The organism is Nonomuraea sp. NPDC050478 (assembly GCF_044458265.1).
In the GTDB taxonomy this organism is placed as follows: domain Bacteria; phylum Actinomycetota; class Actinomycetes; order Streptosporangiales; family Streptosporangiaceae; genus Nonomuraea; species Nonomuraea ferruginea.
In genome coordinates this window covers 363311-379650 of the sequence record NZ_JBITHT010000004.1, presented here as the reverse complement: position 1 = coordinate 379650, position 16340 = coordinate 363311, and the positions used below count along the sequence as shown (strand labels likewise).

Annotated in this window: 13 protein-coding genes; 7 read left to right on the top strand and 6 right to left on the bottom strand. The window is 74.1% G+C overall.

Annotated features, from left to right (window positions below):
• Positions 1-12 precede the first annotated feature (12 nt).
• The gene (locus ACIBF7_RS21725) at positions 13-1080 is read left to right on the top strand and encodes a C45 family autoproteolytic acyltransferase/hydolase (RefSeq protein ID WP_397197961.1); all 1068 of its coding nucleotides are present in this window, start codon (positions 13-15) and stop codon (positions 1078-1080) included.
• A 6-nt stretch (positions 1081-1086) separates the two neighbouring features.
• Here ACIBF7_RS21725 and ACIBF7_RS21720 read toward each other — a convergent pair whose 3' ends face one another.
• A complete protein-coding gene (locus tag ACIBF7_RS21720; protein ID WP_397197960.1) occupies positions 1087-2250 on the bottom strand; it encodes an acyl-CoA dehydrogenase family protein in 1164 nt (387 codons plus the stop codon).
• Between the two features lie 68 nt (positions 2251-2318).
• Between ACIBF7_RS21720 and ACIBF7_RS21715 the strand changes: the two genes are divergently transcribed.
• The 6 genes from ACIBF7_RS21715 to ACIBF7_RS21690 all read left to right on the top strand — a co-directional run bounded on the left by ACIBF7_RS21715 (position 2319) and on the right by ACIBF7_RS21690 (position 10805).
• The gene (locus tag ACIBF7_RS21715) at positions 2319-3752 is read left to right on the top strand and encodes an aldehyde dehydrogenase family protein (RefSeq protein WP_364228700.1); all 1434 of its coding nucleotides are present in this window, start codon (positions 2319-2321) and stop codon (positions 3750-3752) included.
• Positions 3749-4936 carry a CaiB/BaiF CoA transferase family protein gene (locus ACIBF7_RS21710; protein ID WP_397197959.1) on the top strand — a complete coding sequence of 396 codons (1188 nt, stop codon included), beginning with the start codon at positions 3749-3751 and terminating at the stop codon, positions 4934-4936. The genes ACIBF7_RS21715 and ACIBF7_RS21710 overlap by 4 nt, the downstream gene beginning before the upstream one ends.
• Positions 4937-4964: 28 nt before the next feature.
• Positions 4965-5624 (top strand): GntR family transcriptional regulator, encoded by a 660-nt coding sequence (locus tag ACIBF7_RS21705; protein ID WP_219545256.1) that lies wholly within the window; start codon positions 4965-4967, stop codon positions 5622-5624.
• Positions 5625-5703: 79 nt separating this feature from the next.
• Entirely contained in the window at positions 5704-7311 is a 1608-nt protein-coding gene (locus ACIBF7_RS21700) for a serine/threonine-protein kinase (protein ID WP_397197958.1), read from the top strand.
• 112 nt (positions 7312-7423) lie between these two features.
• Positions 7424-8131, top strand: a complete 708-nt coding sequence (locus ACIBF7_RS21695; RefSeq protein WP_397197957.1) for a thermonuclease family protein — start codon at positions 7424-7426, stop codon at positions 8129-8131.
• A 64-nt stretch (positions 8132-8195) separates the two neighbouring features.
• Entirely contained in the window at positions 8196-10805 is a 2610-nt protein-coding gene (locus tag ACIBF7_RS21690) for a hypothetical protein (protein WP_397197956.1), read from the top strand.
• Between the two features lie 154 nt (positions 10806-10959).
• On the opposite strand, the gene ACIBF7_RS21685 is transcribed toward ACIBF7_RS21690, so the two are convergent.
• The 5 genes from ACIBF7_RS21685 to ACIBF7_RS21665 all read right to left on the bottom strand — a co-directional run bounded on the left by ACIBF7_RS21685 (position 10960) and on the right by ACIBF7_RS21665 (position 16336).
• The gene (locus ACIBF7_RS21685) at positions 10960-12144 is read right to left on the bottom strand and encodes an ATP-binding protein (protein ID WP_397197955.1); all 1185 of its coding nucleotides are present in this window, start codon (positions 12142-12144) and stop codon (positions 10960-10962) included.
• A 64-nt stretch (positions 12145-12208) separates the two neighbouring features.
• Positions 12209-13405: a cytochrome P450 gene (locus tag ACIBF7_RS21680; RefSeq protein WP_397197954.1), complete on the bottom strand. Its 1197-nt coding sequence runs from the start codon at positions 13403-13405 to the stop codon at positions 12209-12211.
• 165 nt (positions 13406-13570) lie between these two features.
• Complete coding sequence (locus tag ACIBF7_RS21675; RefSeq protein WP_271275032.1) at positions 13571-13768, bottom strand: ferredoxin; 198 nt, start codon at positions 13766-13768, stop codon at positions 13571-13573.
• Positions 13769-13792: 24 nt separating this feature from the next.
• Positions 13793-14998 carry a cytochrome P450 gene (locus ACIBF7_RS21670; RefSeq protein ID WP_397197953.1) on the bottom strand — a complete coding sequence of 402 codons (1206 nt, stop codon included), beginning with the start codon at positions 14996-14998 and terminating at the stop codon, positions 13793-13795.
• A 45-nt stretch (positions 14999-15043) separates the two neighbouring features.
• Complete coding sequence (locus ACIBF7_RS21665; protein WP_397197952.1) at positions 15044-16336, bottom strand: NAD(P)/FAD-dependent oxidoreductase; 1293 nt, start codon at positions 16334-16336, stop codon at positions 15044-15046.
• Between the last annotated feature and the right edge of the window lie 4 nt (positions 16337-16340).

Here is a 16340-nt window from a genome sequence, read left to right as displayed (position 1 = left end):
GACAGACCGGTCATGACCTTTCCCTCCTTCACCTCCACCGAGACCGAGCCGCGCGCCCGTGGCGCGGAGCTCGGCGCCCGCCTGCGCGGCGCCGTCGCCGCCAACCTCGCCGGCTACAACGCCCTGTTCGCGGCCGCCGGGGCCACCGACGAGCAGGTGCGCGCCTGGGGCGAGCGGGCGCTGGAGCGCGCCGCCGGCTGGGCGCCCCACCTGGCCGACGAGATCGCCGGCGTCGCGGCCGGCGCGGGGCTGGAGCCGTGGCAGGTCGCCGTGGTCAACGCCCGCACCGAGATCCTGGCCGCGCTCGACGTGGCCGGCCGGGGGGAGTGCTCGACCTCGGTCGTGCTGCCCGGCGACGGCCTGCCCCCGCGCACGGTGCAGACCTGGGACTGGCTCGGCCACCTGCGCGACGCGCCCGTGCTGTGGGCGTACGAGGCCCGCCCCGGGCACGGCGTGCGCACGTTCACCGAGGCGGGGGCGCTGGCCAAGATCGGGGTGAACACGGCGGGCCTGGGCGTCCACTTCAACATCCTGCGCCACGGCGCCGACGGGGCCGATCCCGGCGTGCCCGTCCACCTGATCGCCCGCCGCATCCTGGACGAGGCCGCCACCGTCGAGGAGGCCGCCGACCTCGCCCGCTCCGCCACGGTCTCGGCCTCGACCGTCATCACGGCCGTGACCGCCGGCGGGGCCGGGGCGATCGAGATCTCCCCGGCGGGCGTGGCCGTGGTGCCGCCCGGCCCCGGCGGGGTGCTGCTGCACTGCAACCACTTCCTCGACCCCGCGCTGGCGGAGGGGGAACGGCTCGGCGCCGAGGAGCCCGGCACGTACGCCCGTCTGCGTCATCTGCGCGACCACGCCGCGGAGCTGGGCGGCGAGGACGTCACCGGGCGGGCGCTGGCCATGCTGAGCCACGCGCCCGGCGGGGCGCCCGTGTGCGCCCACCCGGACCCGGCGCTGCCGCTCGGCGAGCGGTGGGAGACGCTCGCGACCATCGGGCTGGACGTGACCGCCGGGCGGCTGCTGGTGCACCAGGGCGGGCCCTGCCAGGTCACCGGGACGACCTGGCAGGTCTTCTGACGGTTGTCAGGCGAACGCGGCGATCCCGGTGAGCGCCTTGCCCAGCACCAGCGTGTGGATCTCCGAGGTGCCCTCGTAGGTCAGCACCGACTCCAGGTTCACCGAGTGCCTGATCACCGGATACTCCAGGGTGACGCCGCTCGCGCCGAGCAGCGTGCGGCACTTCCTGGCGATGTCGATGGCCTCGCGGACGTTGTTCAGCTTGCCGGCGCTCACCTGCTCGGGGGTCAGCGTGCCGGCCTCCTTCAGCCGCCCGAGATGCACCGCGAGGAGCAGACCCTTCCCCAGCTCCAGCGCCATGTCGGCGAGCTTCTCCTGGGTGAGCTGGAACGACGAGAGCGGCCTGGCGAACACCTCGCGCTCGGCCGCGTACCCGATCGCCGTCTCCAGGCAGTCGAGCGCCGCGCCCATCGAGCCGAAGATGATCCCGAAGCGCGCCTCGTTCAGGCAGCCGAGCGGCCCGCGCAGCCCTCTGGCCTCGGGGAGCATCGCGTCGGCGGGCAGCCGGACGCCGTCGAGCACCAGCTCGCTGGTCACGCTGGCGCGCAGCGAGATCTTGTGCTTGACGTCGTTGACCGTGAAGCCGGGCGTGCCCGCCGGGACCAGGAAGCCGCGGATGCCGTCGTCCGTCTGAGCCCAGACGACCGCCACGTCGGCGACCGATCCGTTGGTGATCCACAGCTTGGTGCCGTTCAGCACCCAGTCGCCGCCGTCGCGCTTGGCGTTGGTGCGCATCCGCGCCGGGTCGGAGCCGAAGTCCGGCTCGGTGAGGCCGAAGCAGCCGATGAGCTCGCCGGCCGCCATGCCGGGCAGCCACCGCTGCTTCTGCTCCTCGCTGCCGTACTTCCAGATCGCGTACATGGCCAGCGAGCCCTGCACCGACACCAGGCTGCGCAACCCGGAGTCGGCGCCCTCCAGCTCCAGACAAGCCAGCCCGTACGAGACCGCGCCCATGCCCGCGCAGCCGTAGCCGTCGAGGTGCATGCCGAGGACGCCGGTCCCGCCGAGCGTGCGGGCCACCTCCCTGACGGGCAGCTCCCCGGCCTCGAACCAGTCCGCGACGTGCGGCCGGATCTCCCGGTCGCACACGCGCCTGACCGTGTTCCTGATCTCGCGCTCCTCCTCGGTCAGCAGCGTGTCGAGGGCGAACAGGGCGGTGGGGGAGATCATCCTCCGAGCCTCCGTATTTTGGATCCAATATTGAAAATCCAATATGCCACAGTTAGGGTGCTTTGCCTATGGACGTTCTGAATCTCATCGGCGGCCGCTGGGTCGAGGGGGACGGCGCGGAGTTCGCCTCCGCCAACCCCGCCAGGCCCGCCGAAGTGGTGGCGCGCGGGCGGTTCGCCTTGCCCGCCGAGGTGGAGCGGGCGGTGGCCGCCGCCCGCGAGGCCGCGCCCGGCTGGGCCGCCACCCCGCACCACGCCCGCGCCGCCGTGCTCACCGCCGCCGCCGGCCTCATCGACGACAGCGCCGACGCGTGGGGCGCCGAGCTGGCCCGCGAGGAGGGCAAGACGCTGCCCGAGGCCGTCGCCGAGGTACGGGGCGCGGCCCGCATCCTGCGCTACTACGCGGGCGAGGCCGACCGGGAGAGCGGCGAGGTCTACGCCTCCCCGCGGCCGGGCGAGAACGTGCTCGTCGTCCGCAAGCCGATCGGCGTCGCCGGGATGATCACCCCGTTCAACTTCCCGATCGCCATCCCGGCCTGGAAGATCGCCCCCGCGCTCAGCTACGGCAACACCGTCGTGTGGAAGCCGTCCTCGCTGGTGCCGCTGCTGGCCTACCGGCTGGCGCGGGCGCTGACCGACGCCGGGCTGCCCGGCGGCGTGCTCAACCTCGTCCACGGCGAGGGCGACGCCGGCTCGGCCATCGTGGACCACCCCGGCGTGGACGCGGTGTCGTTCACCGGCTCCACCGCGGTCGGCCGCGCCGTCATCGCCCGCTGCGGCGAGCTGGGCAAGCCCGTGCAGACCGAGATGGGCGGCAAGAACGCCTCGATCGTGCTCGCCGACGCCGACCTCGACCACGCCGCCGAGCAGGTGTGCCTGGGCGCGTTCCGGTCCACCGGCCAGAAGTGCACGGCCACCTCGCGGCTCATCGTGGCCGACCAGGTCGCCGACGAGCTGCTCGAACGGGTCGCCGACCGCGCCGGGCGCCTCGTCGTCGGCGACCCGCTCGAACCGGGCGTCGAGATGGGCCCCCTGGTCAGCTCGGCCGCCCGCGACCGGGTGACGGCCGGCGTGGCGCGCGCCGTGGCCGAGGGCGCCGAGCCGCTGGCCGGCGGCGAGCCGCTGGACCGCGACGGCTGGTTCACGCCGCCGACCGTGCTCGGCCTGCCGGGCACCGGGGTCGACTTCTGGCGCACCGAGCTGTTCGGGCCGGTCGTCGGCGCGGTGCGGGCGTCCGGCGCCGAGGAGGCGCTCGCGCTGGCCGATCTCAGCGACCACGGCCTGTCCGCCGCCGTCTTCACCAGGGACCTCGGCGTCGCGCTGTCGGCCGTCGACCGGCTGGAGGTCGGCGTCCTGCACGTCAACTCCGAGTCGGCGGGCACCTTCCCGCACGTGCCGTTCGGCGGGGCCAAGCAGAGCGGCTTCGGGCCCAAGGAGCAGGGCCGGGCGGCCAGGGAGTTCTACACCCGGACGGTGACGGTCTACCTGGGAGCGCCGGCATGACCGCGCTGGACGGGCTGCTCGTCGCCGACTTCAGCCGGGTGCTGGCCGGGCCGTACGCCACCATGCTGCTCGCCGACCTCGGGGCCGAGGTGGTCAAGGTGGAACGGCCCGGCGCGGGCGACGACACCCGCCACTGGGGCCCGCCCTACGCCCCCGGCGGCGAGGCCACGTACTATCTCGCGGTCAACCGCAACAAGCGGTCGATCGCGCTCGACCTGCGCGACGAGGCGGACCTGGAGGTCGCGCGGGCGCTGGCGGCCCGCGCCGACGTGGTCGTGGACAACTTCAAGCCGGGCACCATGGAGCGGCTCGGCCTCGGCCACGAGACGCTGCGGGCGCTCAACCCCGGGCTGGTCTCCTGCTCGGTCACCGGGTTCGGGTCGGGCGAGGGGGCCGCGCTGCCCGGCTACGACCTGATCGCGCAGGCCGTCGGCGGGCTGATGAGCGTCACCGGCGAGCCCGGCGGCGAGGGCACGAAGGCGGGCGTGGCCGTGGTCGACGTGATCACCGGCCTGCACGCCGCGCTCGGCATCCTCGCGGCCCTGCGCCACCGCGACCGCACCGGCGAGGGCCAGCACGTCGAGGTCTCGCTGCTGTCCTCGGTGCTGTCGGCGCTGGCCAACCACTCCTCCGCGTACGCCGCCGCCGGGGTCGTGCCGCGGGCCATGGGCAACCGGCATCCGAGCGTCGTCCCGTACGAGGTGTTCCAGGCCGCCGACCGGCCGATCGTCATCGCGGCCGGGAACGACCGGCAGTTCGTGGCGCTCTGTGAGGTGCTGGAGCGGCCCGACCTCGCCGGGGACGCCGGATACGCCACCAACGCCGGCCGGGTCGCCGCCCGCGACCGGCTCGTGGACGAGCTGAACAAGGCGCTCGCGGCGCGCACCGCCGACGAGTGGTTCGAGCTGCTGACCGCCGCCGGGGTGCCGTGCGGGCCGATCAACGACCTGGCCGCCGCGTTCGCCCTCGCCGGCGAACTCGGCCTGGAGCCCAAGGTGGAGATCGACGGCGTGGGCCAGGTCGCCAACCCCATCCGCCTCGGCGCCACCCCGCCCGCCTACCGCCTGCCGCCCCCGGCGCTCGGACAGGACGGGGATTGGGTTCGTGGGATACTAATGGGAAACCTGCTAAATGGACTGCCGCTGCGGCCTGAAGCCGAGGACGACCATGGGGCGGCAGGCTGATGAGCAGGTTTCCCATTAGCCTGGGGGGATGAGTGCGGATGAGGCGCGGCGCAGGCCGCCGACGGCCCAGCAGTTCGTGCTGGGCGAGCTGCGCCGTGCCATCACCACCGGCCGCCTGCGACCCGGCGCCCCGATCAGGCAGGACGCGCTGGCCGAGGAGCTCCAGGTCAGCCGCGTCCCGCTGCGCGAGGCGCTGAAGACGCTCCAGGGCGAGGGCCTGGTCCGCTACGAGGCCCACCGGGGCTACTCGGTCGAGACGCTCTCGCTCGACGACCTGCGCGAGGTCTACCGCATCCGCGAGCTGCTGGAGGAGGAGGCCGTGCGCCGCGCGGTGGCCCGGCTCGCCGACGCCGACCTCGACCGGCTGCGGGCCGCGCAGGACGACGTCGAGCGGGCCGCCGACGCGGGCGACGTGCTCGCCATGGCCACCGCCAACCGGCTCTTCCACATGACGCTGTTCGACTGCGCGGGCATGCCCCGGCTGTCCCGCCTGATCAGGACGTTGTGGGACACCACCGACGCCTACCGGTCGATGTACTACGGCGGCCCGGCCAACCGCGAGCGGGTCGTCAAGGAGCACCGCGCCACCCTCGACGCGCTCCGCCGCCGCGACGCCGACGAGGCCGTGGCCACCCTGACGGTCCACCGCGCGCACGCGGTCGCCGAGCTGGAGTCCCTGCTGTCCTGACCTGCGAAGGGACGCGCGCGCACCGTTCTTCGCTTACTGTGCATCTCGGACAGCTCGACACGGAGGATGACGTCGGTCAATGAGCACGCAGGCGCAGGAGCAACTCGGCCCGTACCGGGTGATCGAGAAGATCGGCGAGGGCGGCATGGGCGTCGTGCACCTCGGCCTCGACGGGGCGGGCCACAAGGTCGCGATCAAGGTGCTGCACCCGCACGTGGCCGCCGATCTCAAGGCCCGCGACCGGCTCTTCCGCGAGGTCGACGCGATGCGGCGGGTGCGCAGCCGGTACGTCGCCGAGGTGGTCGGCGCGGAGCTCACGAGCGGGCAGCCGTTCGTGGTGACCCGGTTCGTCCCCGGCCGCACGCTGGAAGAGACCGTGCTGACCCAGGGGCCGCTGGAGGCCCGCGAGGTCATCAGGCTCGCCCTCGGGCTGTGCCGGGCGCTGGTCGACATCCACGCGGCCGGCGTGATCCACCGCGACCTCAAGCCCTCCAACGTCATGCTGTCCGGCGGCGAGCCGCTGGTCATCGACTTCGGCATCGCGCACCTGGTGGACGCGGTCAGGCTGACGCGGACGGGCATGTTCGTCGGCACGCCCGGCTACCTGGCCCCGGAGATCATCCGCGGCACGCAGATCACCCAGGCGGCCGACGTGCACGCGCTGGCCTCGACGGTGTTCTTCGCCGCCACGGGGCTGCCGCCGTTCGGGACGGGGACGTTCGAGGCGGTCTGCTACAACACGATGGAAGGGCGGGCGCAGCTCGACCGGGCCCCGGCCTGGCTGCGCGGCTGGCTGAGCCGGGCGCTGGAGATCGACCCGGTGGCCCGGCCCCGCGCGGGGGAGCTGCTGCGGATGGCCGAGGCGCTCGATCCGTCGGGCGGCACGGACCGCACCCGAGTCATGGACCCCGCCTCCGCGCCGGGCCACTCCTCTGCGGCCTCGGCGGTCCCCGCCTCCACTGCCAGGCTCGCCTCTTCGTCGGGCCCCGTCTCCTCGTCCGGCCCTGCCTCCTCGCCCGGGCCCCTCGCCTCGTCCGGCCCCGTCTCCTCGTCCGGCCCCGCCGCCCGGGCGGGCATCGGTCCGTACGGGAAGACCGTGTCCGACCTGCTGCCGCCTGTCGAGTACGCGGCGAGCGCGCCGGAGGAGGGCGGCCCGCGGAAATGGCCGCGTCTCCGGTCTGCGGAGCGCCGCCCGTCCCCGTCGCCGTCCCCGTCTCAGCCGTTCGAGCTCCGGAGGTTCCTGGCCGGCAGCGACTTCGTCGGCGTGCTCATCCTCGTGACGCTGGTGTCGATGACCGTCATCATGCCGGTCGCCGTGGGCCTGGCGATGGCGGCGCTCGCGCTGGCGCTGCGCGCCGGCGACCACTTCCTCGACGAGCACCGGCAGCCGCTGGTCAGGGCCGCGCTCGTGGCGCTCGGCCACACGCTCCTGGCGCTGGCGTTCGGCATGGCCGCCGCGGTCTTCCTGCACTGGGCCGGCCCGCTGAGCGCCGGCCACGTGGACTCCCTGGCCGCGGGCGCGTTCACACTGGGCCTGTTCGTGCTGCCGGGCGCGGGCGCGGTGCGGCGGGCCGCCTCGCGGATCCTCGCCCGACTGCTGCCCGGTCACCGCGCGACCGTGATGTCGGCGGCCGTGATGGGACCGATCGCGCTGATCTCGCTGATCGCCCTCGTGATCCCGGGGTAGCGACCGCTGACCGGCCAGGTCAATGTGAGTCAAGCGCACATTTCTGTACACCCTCCGCTTTCCATATGCGTCTATATCCCGTTCAGTCCTGCTGTTCACGGGAGACGCATCGATGCACATCCGTTCCCTGGCCGGGGCCGTCACCGCCGTGGCCGCGATCCTGTCCGTGGGCGTCGCCGCACCGGCGACCGCCGCCGACCGGCCGTCAGGCCTGCCCAAGGGCGCCATCGCCACGAAGGTGGTCAAGATCGTCGACGGGGACACGATCGACGTCATGCGCAAGGGGAAGAAGATCCGGGTCCGGCTCCTGGAGGTCGACACCCCCGAACGGGGCCAGTGCTGGTTCCAGACGGCGACCGACCGGACCGCCGCGCTGCTGCCGCTCGGCAAGACCGCCTACCTCGTACGGGACAGGGACCCGAAGGACCGGTACGGCCGCTGGCTCTACTACGTGTGGAACGCCAAGGGCGTGCACGTCAACCGCAACCTGGTCCGCTACGGCTACGGCAAGGCGGTGCTGTACAAGCCGAACGACCGCTACATCAAAATCATGCGCGCCGAGCAGCGCAAGGCCCAGAAGCAGCGGCTGCGCATCTGGTCGGGCAAGTGCGACAAGGGCGCCGCGCCCACGTCCACGCCGGCCCCCAAGGCCACCAAGACCCCGAAGCCGACGAAGACCCCGAAGCCCGGCACCGACCCGCGCTTCCGCACCTGCGGCGACGCGAACGCCGCCGGCTACGGCCCGTACCAGCGTGGCCGCGACCCCGAGTACGCCTGGTACCAGGACCGCGACGGCGACGGCCTCGTCTGCGAGCGCTGACCCCGCGGGCGAGCCGACCCGGGGCCACCGGGTTCTGTCGGAGACGATCTCTACGGTGTGCGGCATGACGACACACCTCCCCGGCGACGGGGCGTGGCCCCGCGTGCGCAGGGCCATCACCACCGGCGACCCCGCCCTGGTCGCGGACGCCGTGCTGTCCCTCGACGAGGCCGGGCGCCGCGAGGTGGCCGACGGGCTGCCCGGCCACATCGGCGTCGCCAGGAAGGCGGTGACCGAACGCGACCGGCGCCGGGGCGTGTGGACCGACGGCGAGGAATGGATCGAGCCCATGCGGGTCGCCGGCGCGGGTGTGCTCGGCGGTGCGGCGGCTGTCGCGACCTGGCTCTACCGCCGCGACTTCACCCGCTGGCGGCGCCCGCTCGACTCCGGGCCGCTGCTGCGGGTGATCGCCGCACGGCCGCCGCGCTGGCAGGCCGATCTCGCCGCGCGGCTGGCTCTGCGGCTGCGCGGCAGCCGCGCCCAGGCTCGCGACGACAGCGTGCCGCTGGCCCTGGAGCTGCTGCGCCGCTCCGGCGCCGTGCCGCCCGACCACGACCCCCTCACGGTCGCCTGGGTGTCCCAGCCGCCGGACCTGGAGCACGACCCGCTGGCCGGCCACCTCGTGCCCCGGTTGTTCGAGGCCGAGGGCGTGGGCCGGGCGCTGCGCGAGGACAACGTCGACCCGCCCTCCTGGGATTCCAGCCGCCGCACCTGGCTCGGCGCGCTGCGCGACGCGGTCGCGGCCGGCCGGCTCGACCCTGAGCCGCTGGTCGACGGCTGCTTGAGCCGGTTCCTGCGCGGCGGTGACGCCACCGACCTGCGGTTCTTCGCCCGTCTGCACGAGATGTTGGCCCCCGCGCCGAGCGAGCGGCGCGTCCCCGACTACCTGCGGCTGCTGCCCGCCTCGCCGGGCGCGGTGGCGGAGCTGGCGCTGCGGCAGCTCCGCGGCGCCGGCGGGCTGAGCGGCGCGGATCTCGGCGAGGCGGTGGCGGCGCTGCTGTTCCGCCCCGAGGGCAAGTTCGTGCGCGCCGGCCTGACCCTGCTCGACCGGGCCGCCCGAGACGCGGCCGGCGACCTCGACGACCTCGCCCCCGCGCTCGCCTCGGCGTTCCTGTGCGAGTCGTACGAGGTACGCGAGCGGGCGGTGCGCCTGGCCGTCAAGCACGCGGCGCGGTTCACACCCGCCGGGGCCGAGGCCGTGCGCGAGGCTGCGGGCGTCCTGCCCGCTGAGCTGGCGGCGTGGCTGCCGGAGGCGTACGGCGCGGTGGCGGCCGAGCCGGAGCCGGCCGACGACTTCGAGCCCGTGCCGCTGCCGCCGTTCGAGCCGCCGGCCCGTGAGCCGTTCCCGCCGCCGCTCGGCGACCTGACCGCCGCCTACGACAAGGTCGACGACGGCATCGTCTTCGAACGGTGGCTCGACGGCTTCGTCCGAGACCCGTCCAAGCGGCCCCGCCCCGGCCAGGGCCGGATCTACGAGCGGCCCCACTGGTGCCACTTGGCCGAGTGGACCGAGGCGCTGCTGCGCGAGGCCGCCGACCCCGGGGCGGAACCCCCGGTGCGCCCTCGCGCCGGCCACGCCGCCGAGTGCGACACGGACACCGGCTTCGACCGGCTGCCGGCCCCGGGTCACGTCTCGGCACCCCACTACGCCATGCTGATGCGCTGCGCCGAGATCCACGCGGCGCTGAAGGCCGGCACGCTGCCGCCGTACCTGCTGGCCACCCCCACCCTGACCTCCGGCCACCTCGACCCCGCCGAGCTGGTGGCCCGTGTCGAAGGGTACGAACGGGCCGGTGCCGAGGCCCTTCCCGCCGACCTGGGGCAGGCGCTCCTGCGGCTGCCGCGCGAGGTGGACCCGGAGGTGATCCACCGCGCCGGGAAGCTCACCTCGGAAGCGGGCGCGACGCTGGCGCGCCGGCTGGCCGCCCGCCCGGAGCCGGAGCTGCGCGTGGACTGGTCCCACGCCAACGGTGACTACACGCACGACCGGCAGCGGGGTGAGCACAGCCCGCGGCTGCGCCCGCGCATCCGGGTCGAGCCGACCGGGCTGGCCCTGGTCGACACGCTGCTGTCCGATCCGCGCCCCTGGACGTTCGAGGACCACGGCCGCTACATGGAGTCCTGGCGGCTGACGCTGCCCTCGGACCGGGAGGCGGTGGCCATGCACCTTCTGCCGCACCTGCTCAACATCTGGGAGCGGCCCGGCTACTTCCACCGCTACGTGGCCGCGCTGTTCTCCCAGGACGGGCCGGTGGGCGAGGCGACCGCGCTGCTGATCGCCGCCCAGGTGGCCGAGCGTGGCCGGGACCTGCTGCTGAGCGCCGCCGCCGCCGGGCTCCTGCCCGCCGTGGAGTGCGGCCGGCAGCTCGGGCTGTGCCTGCGCAGGGACGTGGCCAGAATGAGCGACGTGCGCGCGATCCTGGAGGAGTGCGCCGAACGGGGCGCCCACCGGGAGGTGTGGCAGATCATGACCGGGCTGCTGGCGGTCTATCTGCCGGGGCCGGACGAGCGGCCGCACGCCTCACACACCCAGGCGCTCTCGTTCGCGATCGACGCCGCCCGCCGGGCGGGGGCGCGCGGCCCGCTCCCCGCCGCCGAGGAGGCGGCGGCGCGCAAGGGGGCGAGCCGCTTCGTACGGACCGCCCGCGCCCTGCACGCCCAACTCGGCGGATGATCGGCTCAGCCCCGGGCCTGTGCCAGCGGGAGGCGAGGTGACCTGATCGGCTCACTCCTGGGTCTAGGCCAGGAGGAGGTTGAGCACCAGGGCAGTGATCTGATCGGCTCAGCCCCGGGCCTGGGCCGGGGGGAGGCGAGGTGATCTGATCGGCTCAGCTCTGGGCCTGGGCCAGGGGGAGGCGTAGCACCAGGCGGGCGCCGCCGGGGTGGTCGGCGACGTAGAGGTCGCCGCCGTAGGCCTGGGCGATCTCGCGGCCGATCGCCAGGCCGAAGCCGGACCCGCGCGGGTCCTTCGCGCGCGCGTCGGCGCGGCGGTACATGCGGTGGAACACCTTCTCGCGATCCGCCGGCGGGATGCCGGGACCGTCGTCGATGACCTCCAGGAAGGCGGACGGCGGGTCGGCGGTCACGACGATCTCGATCTTGCTCGTGGTGTGCCGCTCGGCGTTGGCGACCAGGTTGGACAGGACCCTGGCCAGCCGGACCCGCGAGGCCCGGACCACCACGCCCGGGTCGAGCCGGGTGATCACCTCGCCGCTCGGCGGGTGCTCCTCCAGCTCCTGCACGACCAGCCGGCCCAGGTCGACGCGGTCGGTCGCGGGCGGCGTCGCCGTGTAGAGGCGGGCCAGGGCCAGCAGGTCGCCGACGATGGCGTCGAGCCGCTCGACGTCCCGGTGCAGTTTGCGCAGGGTCGGGTGCATGCGGGCGTCCGACTCGGTGAGCGCGACCTCCAGCTCGGTCATCAGCCCGGTGATCGGGTTGCGCAGGTCGTGGGTGGCGTCGAACAGGAACCGCTGCTGGTGCTCGATGGCCTCGTGCAGCGCCGACACGGTCTGCTGCTCCTGCCGGTACGCCTGTTTCAGCCGGGAGCTGAGCTCCACCAGGTCGCGGGCGCGGCGGTGGATGTGCGGCTCCAGCTCGTCGCCGTCGTCGTGGGCGTCCGGCGCGGCCCCCAGCAGGGGCGTGATGTCCTCGGCCCAGCACATGATCCAGCTCAGCCGCCTGTCCCGGTCGAAGACCGGCACGTGCACCAGGTTCCAGTGGTGCTCCTCCAGCTCGCCCCGCCGCTCGGCCTCGACGTCGTGCCGGACCAGGGGGATGACGTCCACTTCTCCCGTGCTCGTCACCTGCTCCAGCGAGGTGCGCAGGGCTTCCACGAACCCCGGAGGGCTGGCGAACGCGGTCAGGATGGACCGCCCGACGACCTCCTCCCGGGTGCGGCGGGTCGCCCTCAGGCAGGCGTCGTTGACGGCCACGATGACCAGATCCGGCGTCACCACCGTGCACGGCGTCGGAATCGCGTCGAACACCGCCGCGTAGTCGAGCTTGGCCCCCATCGCACATCCCCCTCGACCCCTCCTACCCCGAAAAGGCCGTTGAGGTGCGAAAACAGGGCAACCATCACCAGCGGACCGGCACCCGCTCCAGCCCGCCGACGATCAGGCCCTCGCGGCGCTCCAGCTCTCCGGGCGGCACGGCCAGCGCCAGCGACGGCAGCCGCTCCAGCAGCACCTGGAGCACGGTCTGCAGCTCGACGCGGGCCAGCGCCTGGCCCAGGCAGGAGTGCGGGCCGACGCCGAAGGTGACGTGCGCGTTCGGCGCGCGGTCCAGCCGCAGCTCGCCGGCCTGTTCGAAGCGCCGCTCGTCGCGGTTGGCCGCGGCCAGGCTGCACACCACGGTGGTGCCCTTCGGCAGGGTCTCGCCCGCGACCTCGACCTCCTCGCTGAGGTAGCGCGGCATCCCGAAGCCCGGGTTGGCGTCGAAGCGCAGGACCTCCTCCACGGCCGGCGGGATCAGCGACGGGTCGGCCAGCAGCGCCTCCCAGCGGGAGCGGTCGGCCAGCAGCATCGACGCCATCTTGCCGATCATGTTGGCGGTGGTCTCGTGCCCGGCGACCAGCAGGCCCTTGGCCGTGCTCAGCATGAGCCGCTCGGTCAGGCGGCCGTCCAGCCCTTCGACCATCGCGAGCAGCTCGCTGATCAGGTCGTCGCCCGGCCCCGCCCGCTTGGCCTGGACGAGCGCGACGAGATAGGCGTCGAACTCGGCCTGGGCGGCGTCGATCTCGGCGGCGCCGTACCGGGTCATGCTGAGCAAGGTGTCGGACCAGTACGAGAACCGGTCGCGGTCGGTGTCGGGCACGCCGAGCAGGTCGCAGATCGCCCAGACCGGCAGCGGGAACCCGACGCCCGAGACGAGGTCGGCCGGCTGCCCCCGCGCGGCCATCTCCTCGACCAGGTGCCCGGCCATGGCCTCGATCCTGGGCCGCATCGCGGTCACCCGCCTGGCGGTGAACGCCCGGCCGACGAACTGCCGCCAGGCCCGGTGCTCGTCACCGGTCATGGAGCGGCCGAGCGAGCCGAACACGCCCCCGGACTCCTGGGCGGTGGCCCGGGCGGCGTCGGGCGCGTCGAGCTGCCGGGTGAAGCGCGGGTCGGACAGGACCTGCCTGACGTCGTCGTACCGGGTCAGCAGCAGCGCCCGGTCACCGCTCGCCAGCCTGATGGGCGCCACCGGGCAGCTCCGCCGCAGCTCGGCCCACTCCGGCGGCGGCTCCAGCGCGCTGGGATTGCGGAACGGGTAAGCGGGTGGCTCACTCACGTCGATCTCCCTCGGACGACGACTCACCACCCAGGGTCTACCCCGAACACGGGTCAGCCGACGCCCAGCAGGGCGTGGTGCGGCCGTCCGAGTCGGTGGGGGGAGCCGTGCCGGTGACCGCACTCTACAGATCACTGTGCCAACGTCAATAGTTTGTAGCCCTTCCTAGCCCTCCTCGACCTCGATCGCGGCCCCCGGGCACACGGCCGCGGCCTCGCGCACCGCGGCGTGCCGCTCCTCGCCCGGCTCGGCGTCCAGCAGGACGACGATGCCGTCCTCGTCACGCTGGTCGAACACCTCCGGCGCGAGCAGCACGCACTGACCGGCGCCGCAGCAGCTGTCCTCGTCGACGACGACCTTCATGGGATTCCCCTCTCGATTCTCGGATCACCAGCGGACCGGGACCGTGCGCAGGCCGCCGACGGCCAGCCCTTCCACCCGCTCCAGCTCCGCCGCGGGCACGGCCAGCTCCAGCGACGGCAGCTTGCGCAGCAGCACCTGCAGCACGACCTGCAGCTCGGTGCGGGCCAGCGCCTGGCCCAGGCAGGAGTGCGCGCCGGCGCCGAACGCCAGGTGCGGGTTCGGCGTGCGGCCCAGGTCCATCTCACCGGCGGCGTCGAAGGCGCTCTCGTCGCGGTTGGCCGCCGCCATGCTGCACACCACGGTGGTGCCCTTGGGCAGGTGGACGCCGCTGACCTCGGTCTCGTCGCGCAGGTAGCGCGGCAGGCCGAAGCCGGAGTTGGCGTCCATCCGCAGCGTCTCCTCCACCGCGGTACGGATCAGCGACGGGTCGGCCAGCAGCCGCTCCCACCGCGTCCGGTCGTCCAGCAGCATGGCGACCATCTTGCCGATCATGTTGGCGGTGGTCTCGTGCCCGGCGACCAGCAGCCCCATCCCGGTGACCAGCACCTGGAGATCGGTCAGCCCGCCCTCCTCAGGGCCGCCCGCCGCGAGCAGCTCGCTCAGCACGTCGTCGCCCGGCTCGGCCCGCTTCGCCGCGAGATGGTCGGACATGTACTGGAAGAACTCGCCCTGGGCGGCGTCGATCTCGGCCTTGTCGTAGCGGGTCAGGTTGAGCAGCGTGTCGGACCAGTACGCGAACCGCTCCCGGTCCTCCGCGGGCACGCCCAGGATGTCGCAGATCACGTACACCGGCAGCGGGAACCCCAGCGCGGCCCGCAGGTCGCCGGGCGCGCCGTGCTTCACCATGTCGTCGATGAGCTCCTCGGCCATCGCCGCCATCGACGGCCGCAGGGCGGCCATCCGCTTGGCGGTGAACCACCGGCCGACCAGGCGCCGCCAGTGCAGGTGCTCCTCGCCGCCGTCGGGGATGATCTGCGCCATCTCGCTGTTGAACAGCCCGCCGTCGTCGGTGGCCGACAGCCGGGCCGCGTCGGGCGCGGTGAGCAGGCGGGTGAAGCGCGGGTCGGCGAGCACCTGCTTGACGTCCGCGTACCTGGTCAGCAACGTCGCCTGGTCGCCGCTGGGCAGCTTCACGTGGGCCACCGGGCACTCGCCGCGCAGCTCGGCCCACTCGGCGGGCGGCTCCAGCGCCGCCTCGCTGGGGATGGGGTAGCTCAGGTCCTGCTTCATTCGTCATCTCCTCCGTACGGATGATTCATCAGGACGAGCCGGTCGTCAGGCGAGCGCGCGCTGCCTCAGCAGACGCGCCTGCTTGGCCATGTTCCAGCCGAGCACCCCCGTGACCCGCCCGCCCTCGCGGTAGAGGGCGGCGAAGCGGCGCTCCGACGGGTCGCCTTCGGCGACGCTCAGCTCGGCCTCCGGCGACGGCAGCCCGTGCGTCTGGATCTTGACGTCGTACTGGTCGGTCCAGAAGTACGGGATCGGCACGTACGGGCGATCGGCGCCGAGCAGGTTGGCCGCGACGACCTGGGCCTGCTCGGTGGCGTTGGTCCGGTTCTCCAGCCGCAGCCTCCTGTGGAGCCCTTCGTGCCAGAAGGAGGCCACGTCGCCCACGGCGTAGACCCCGTCGGCGGCGCGGCACCGCGCGTCGCACGCCACCCCGTCACCCAGCACCAGCCCACTGCCCTCCAGCCAGCCGGTGGCGGGCCGGCACCCGACGGCCACCACGACCGCCTCTGCGGGCAGCAACTCCCCAGTTGTCAGCCGCACCCCGCTGACCCGCCCGCCGTCCACCGGCCCGCCGGTCGTCGGCCCGCCGTCCATCGGCCCGCTGGTTGTCGGCCCGCCGTCCGCCGGCCTGCCACGTACCGGCCCGCCAGTTGCCAGCTTGTCGTTCACCGGCCCGCTGGTCGCTGGTTTGTCGCTCGCGAAGCCGGTGACCTCGGCGCCGAGTCGCAGGCGGACGCCGCGTTCGGCGTGCAGCCGGGTGAGCATGCCGCCGACCTCGGCGCCGACCTGCTCGCCGAGCAGGGTGTGCCCCATCCCGGCGAGGGTGACGTCCAGGCCCAGGCCGCGGGCGGTGGCGGCGACCTCGGCCCCCAGCACCCCTTCGCCCACGACCACCAGCCGAGGGCCTTCCGCCAGGTGCGCGCGCAGGGCGACGGCGTCGTCCATGCCGCGCAGCACGTGCACGCCCGAGAGCCCATCCTGGCCGGGCAACGCGGCGGTGGCCAGGCCGGTGGCGATCACCACGGCGTCCGCGCGATGCGCACGCCCGGACCCGTCGGTGACGGCCCGCGCCTCCGCGTCGAACGCGGCGGCGGGCTCGCCCAGGATCAGCTCGGCGTCCAGCGCCTCCAGCTTGGCCACGTCACGCAGCTGGGCCCGGGACGGCTCCCACTCGCCGGCCAGGACCTGCTTCGACAGCGGCGGCCGGTCGTAGGGGAGCCGGGCCTCGGCGTCCAGCAGCGTCAGCCGCCCTCCGTAGCCGAGCCGCCGCAGGGCCTCCGCCGTGCTCAGCCCGGCGGCCGACGCGCCGACGATCAGGATGCTCCGGGGGGTGGTCACGGGA

Excerpts from the sequence above, each read along its gene's own strand:
- ACIBF7_RS21725 (WP_397197961.1), top strand. The coding sequence starts at position 13 with ATGACCTTTCCCTCCTTCACCTCCACCGAGACCGAGCCGCGCGCCCGT.
- ACIBF7_RS21720 (WP_397197960.1), bottom strand. The coding sequence starts at position 2,250 with ATGATCTCCCCCACCGCCCTGTTCGCCCTCGACACGCTGCTGACCGAG.
- ACIBF7_RS21715 (WP_364228700.1), top strand. The coding sequence starts at position 2,319 with ATGGACGTTCTGAATCTCATCGGCGGCCGCTGGGTCGAGGGGGACGGC.
- ACIBF7_RS21710 (WP_397197959.1), top strand. The coding sequence starts at position 3,749 with ATGACCGCGCTGGACGGGCTGCTCGTCGCCGACTTCAGCCGGGTGCTG.
- ACIBF7_RS21705 (WP_219545256.1), top strand. The coding sequence starts at position 4,965 with ATGAGTGCGGATGAGGCGCGGCGCAGGCCGCCGACGGCCCAGCAGTTC.
- ACIBF7_RS21700 (WP_397197958.1), top strand. The coding sequence starts at position 5,704 with ATGAGCACGCAGGCGCAGGAGCAACTCGGCCCGTACCGGGTGATCGAG.
- ACIBF7_RS21695 (WP_397197957.1), top strand. The coding sequence starts at position 7,424 with ATGCACATCCGTTCCCTGGCCGGGGCCGTCACCGCCGTGGCCGCGATC.
- ACIBF7_RS21690 (WP_397197956.1), top strand. The coding sequence starts at position 8,196 with ATGACGACACACCTCCCCGGCGACGGGGCGTGGCCCCGCGTGCGCAGG.
- ACIBF7_RS21685 (WP_397197955.1), bottom strand. The coding sequence starts at position 12,144 with ATGGGGGCCAAGCTCGACTACGCGGCGGTGTTCGACGCGATTCCGACG.
- ACIBF7_RS21675 (WP_271275032.1), bottom strand. The coding sequence starts at position 13,768 with ATGAAGGTCGTCGTCGACGAGGACAGCTGCTGCGGCGCCGGTCAGTGC.
- ACIBF7_RS21670 (WP_397197953.1), bottom strand. The coding sequence starts at position 14,998 with ATGAAGCAGGACCTGAGCTACCCCATCCCCAGCGAGGCGGCGCTGGAG.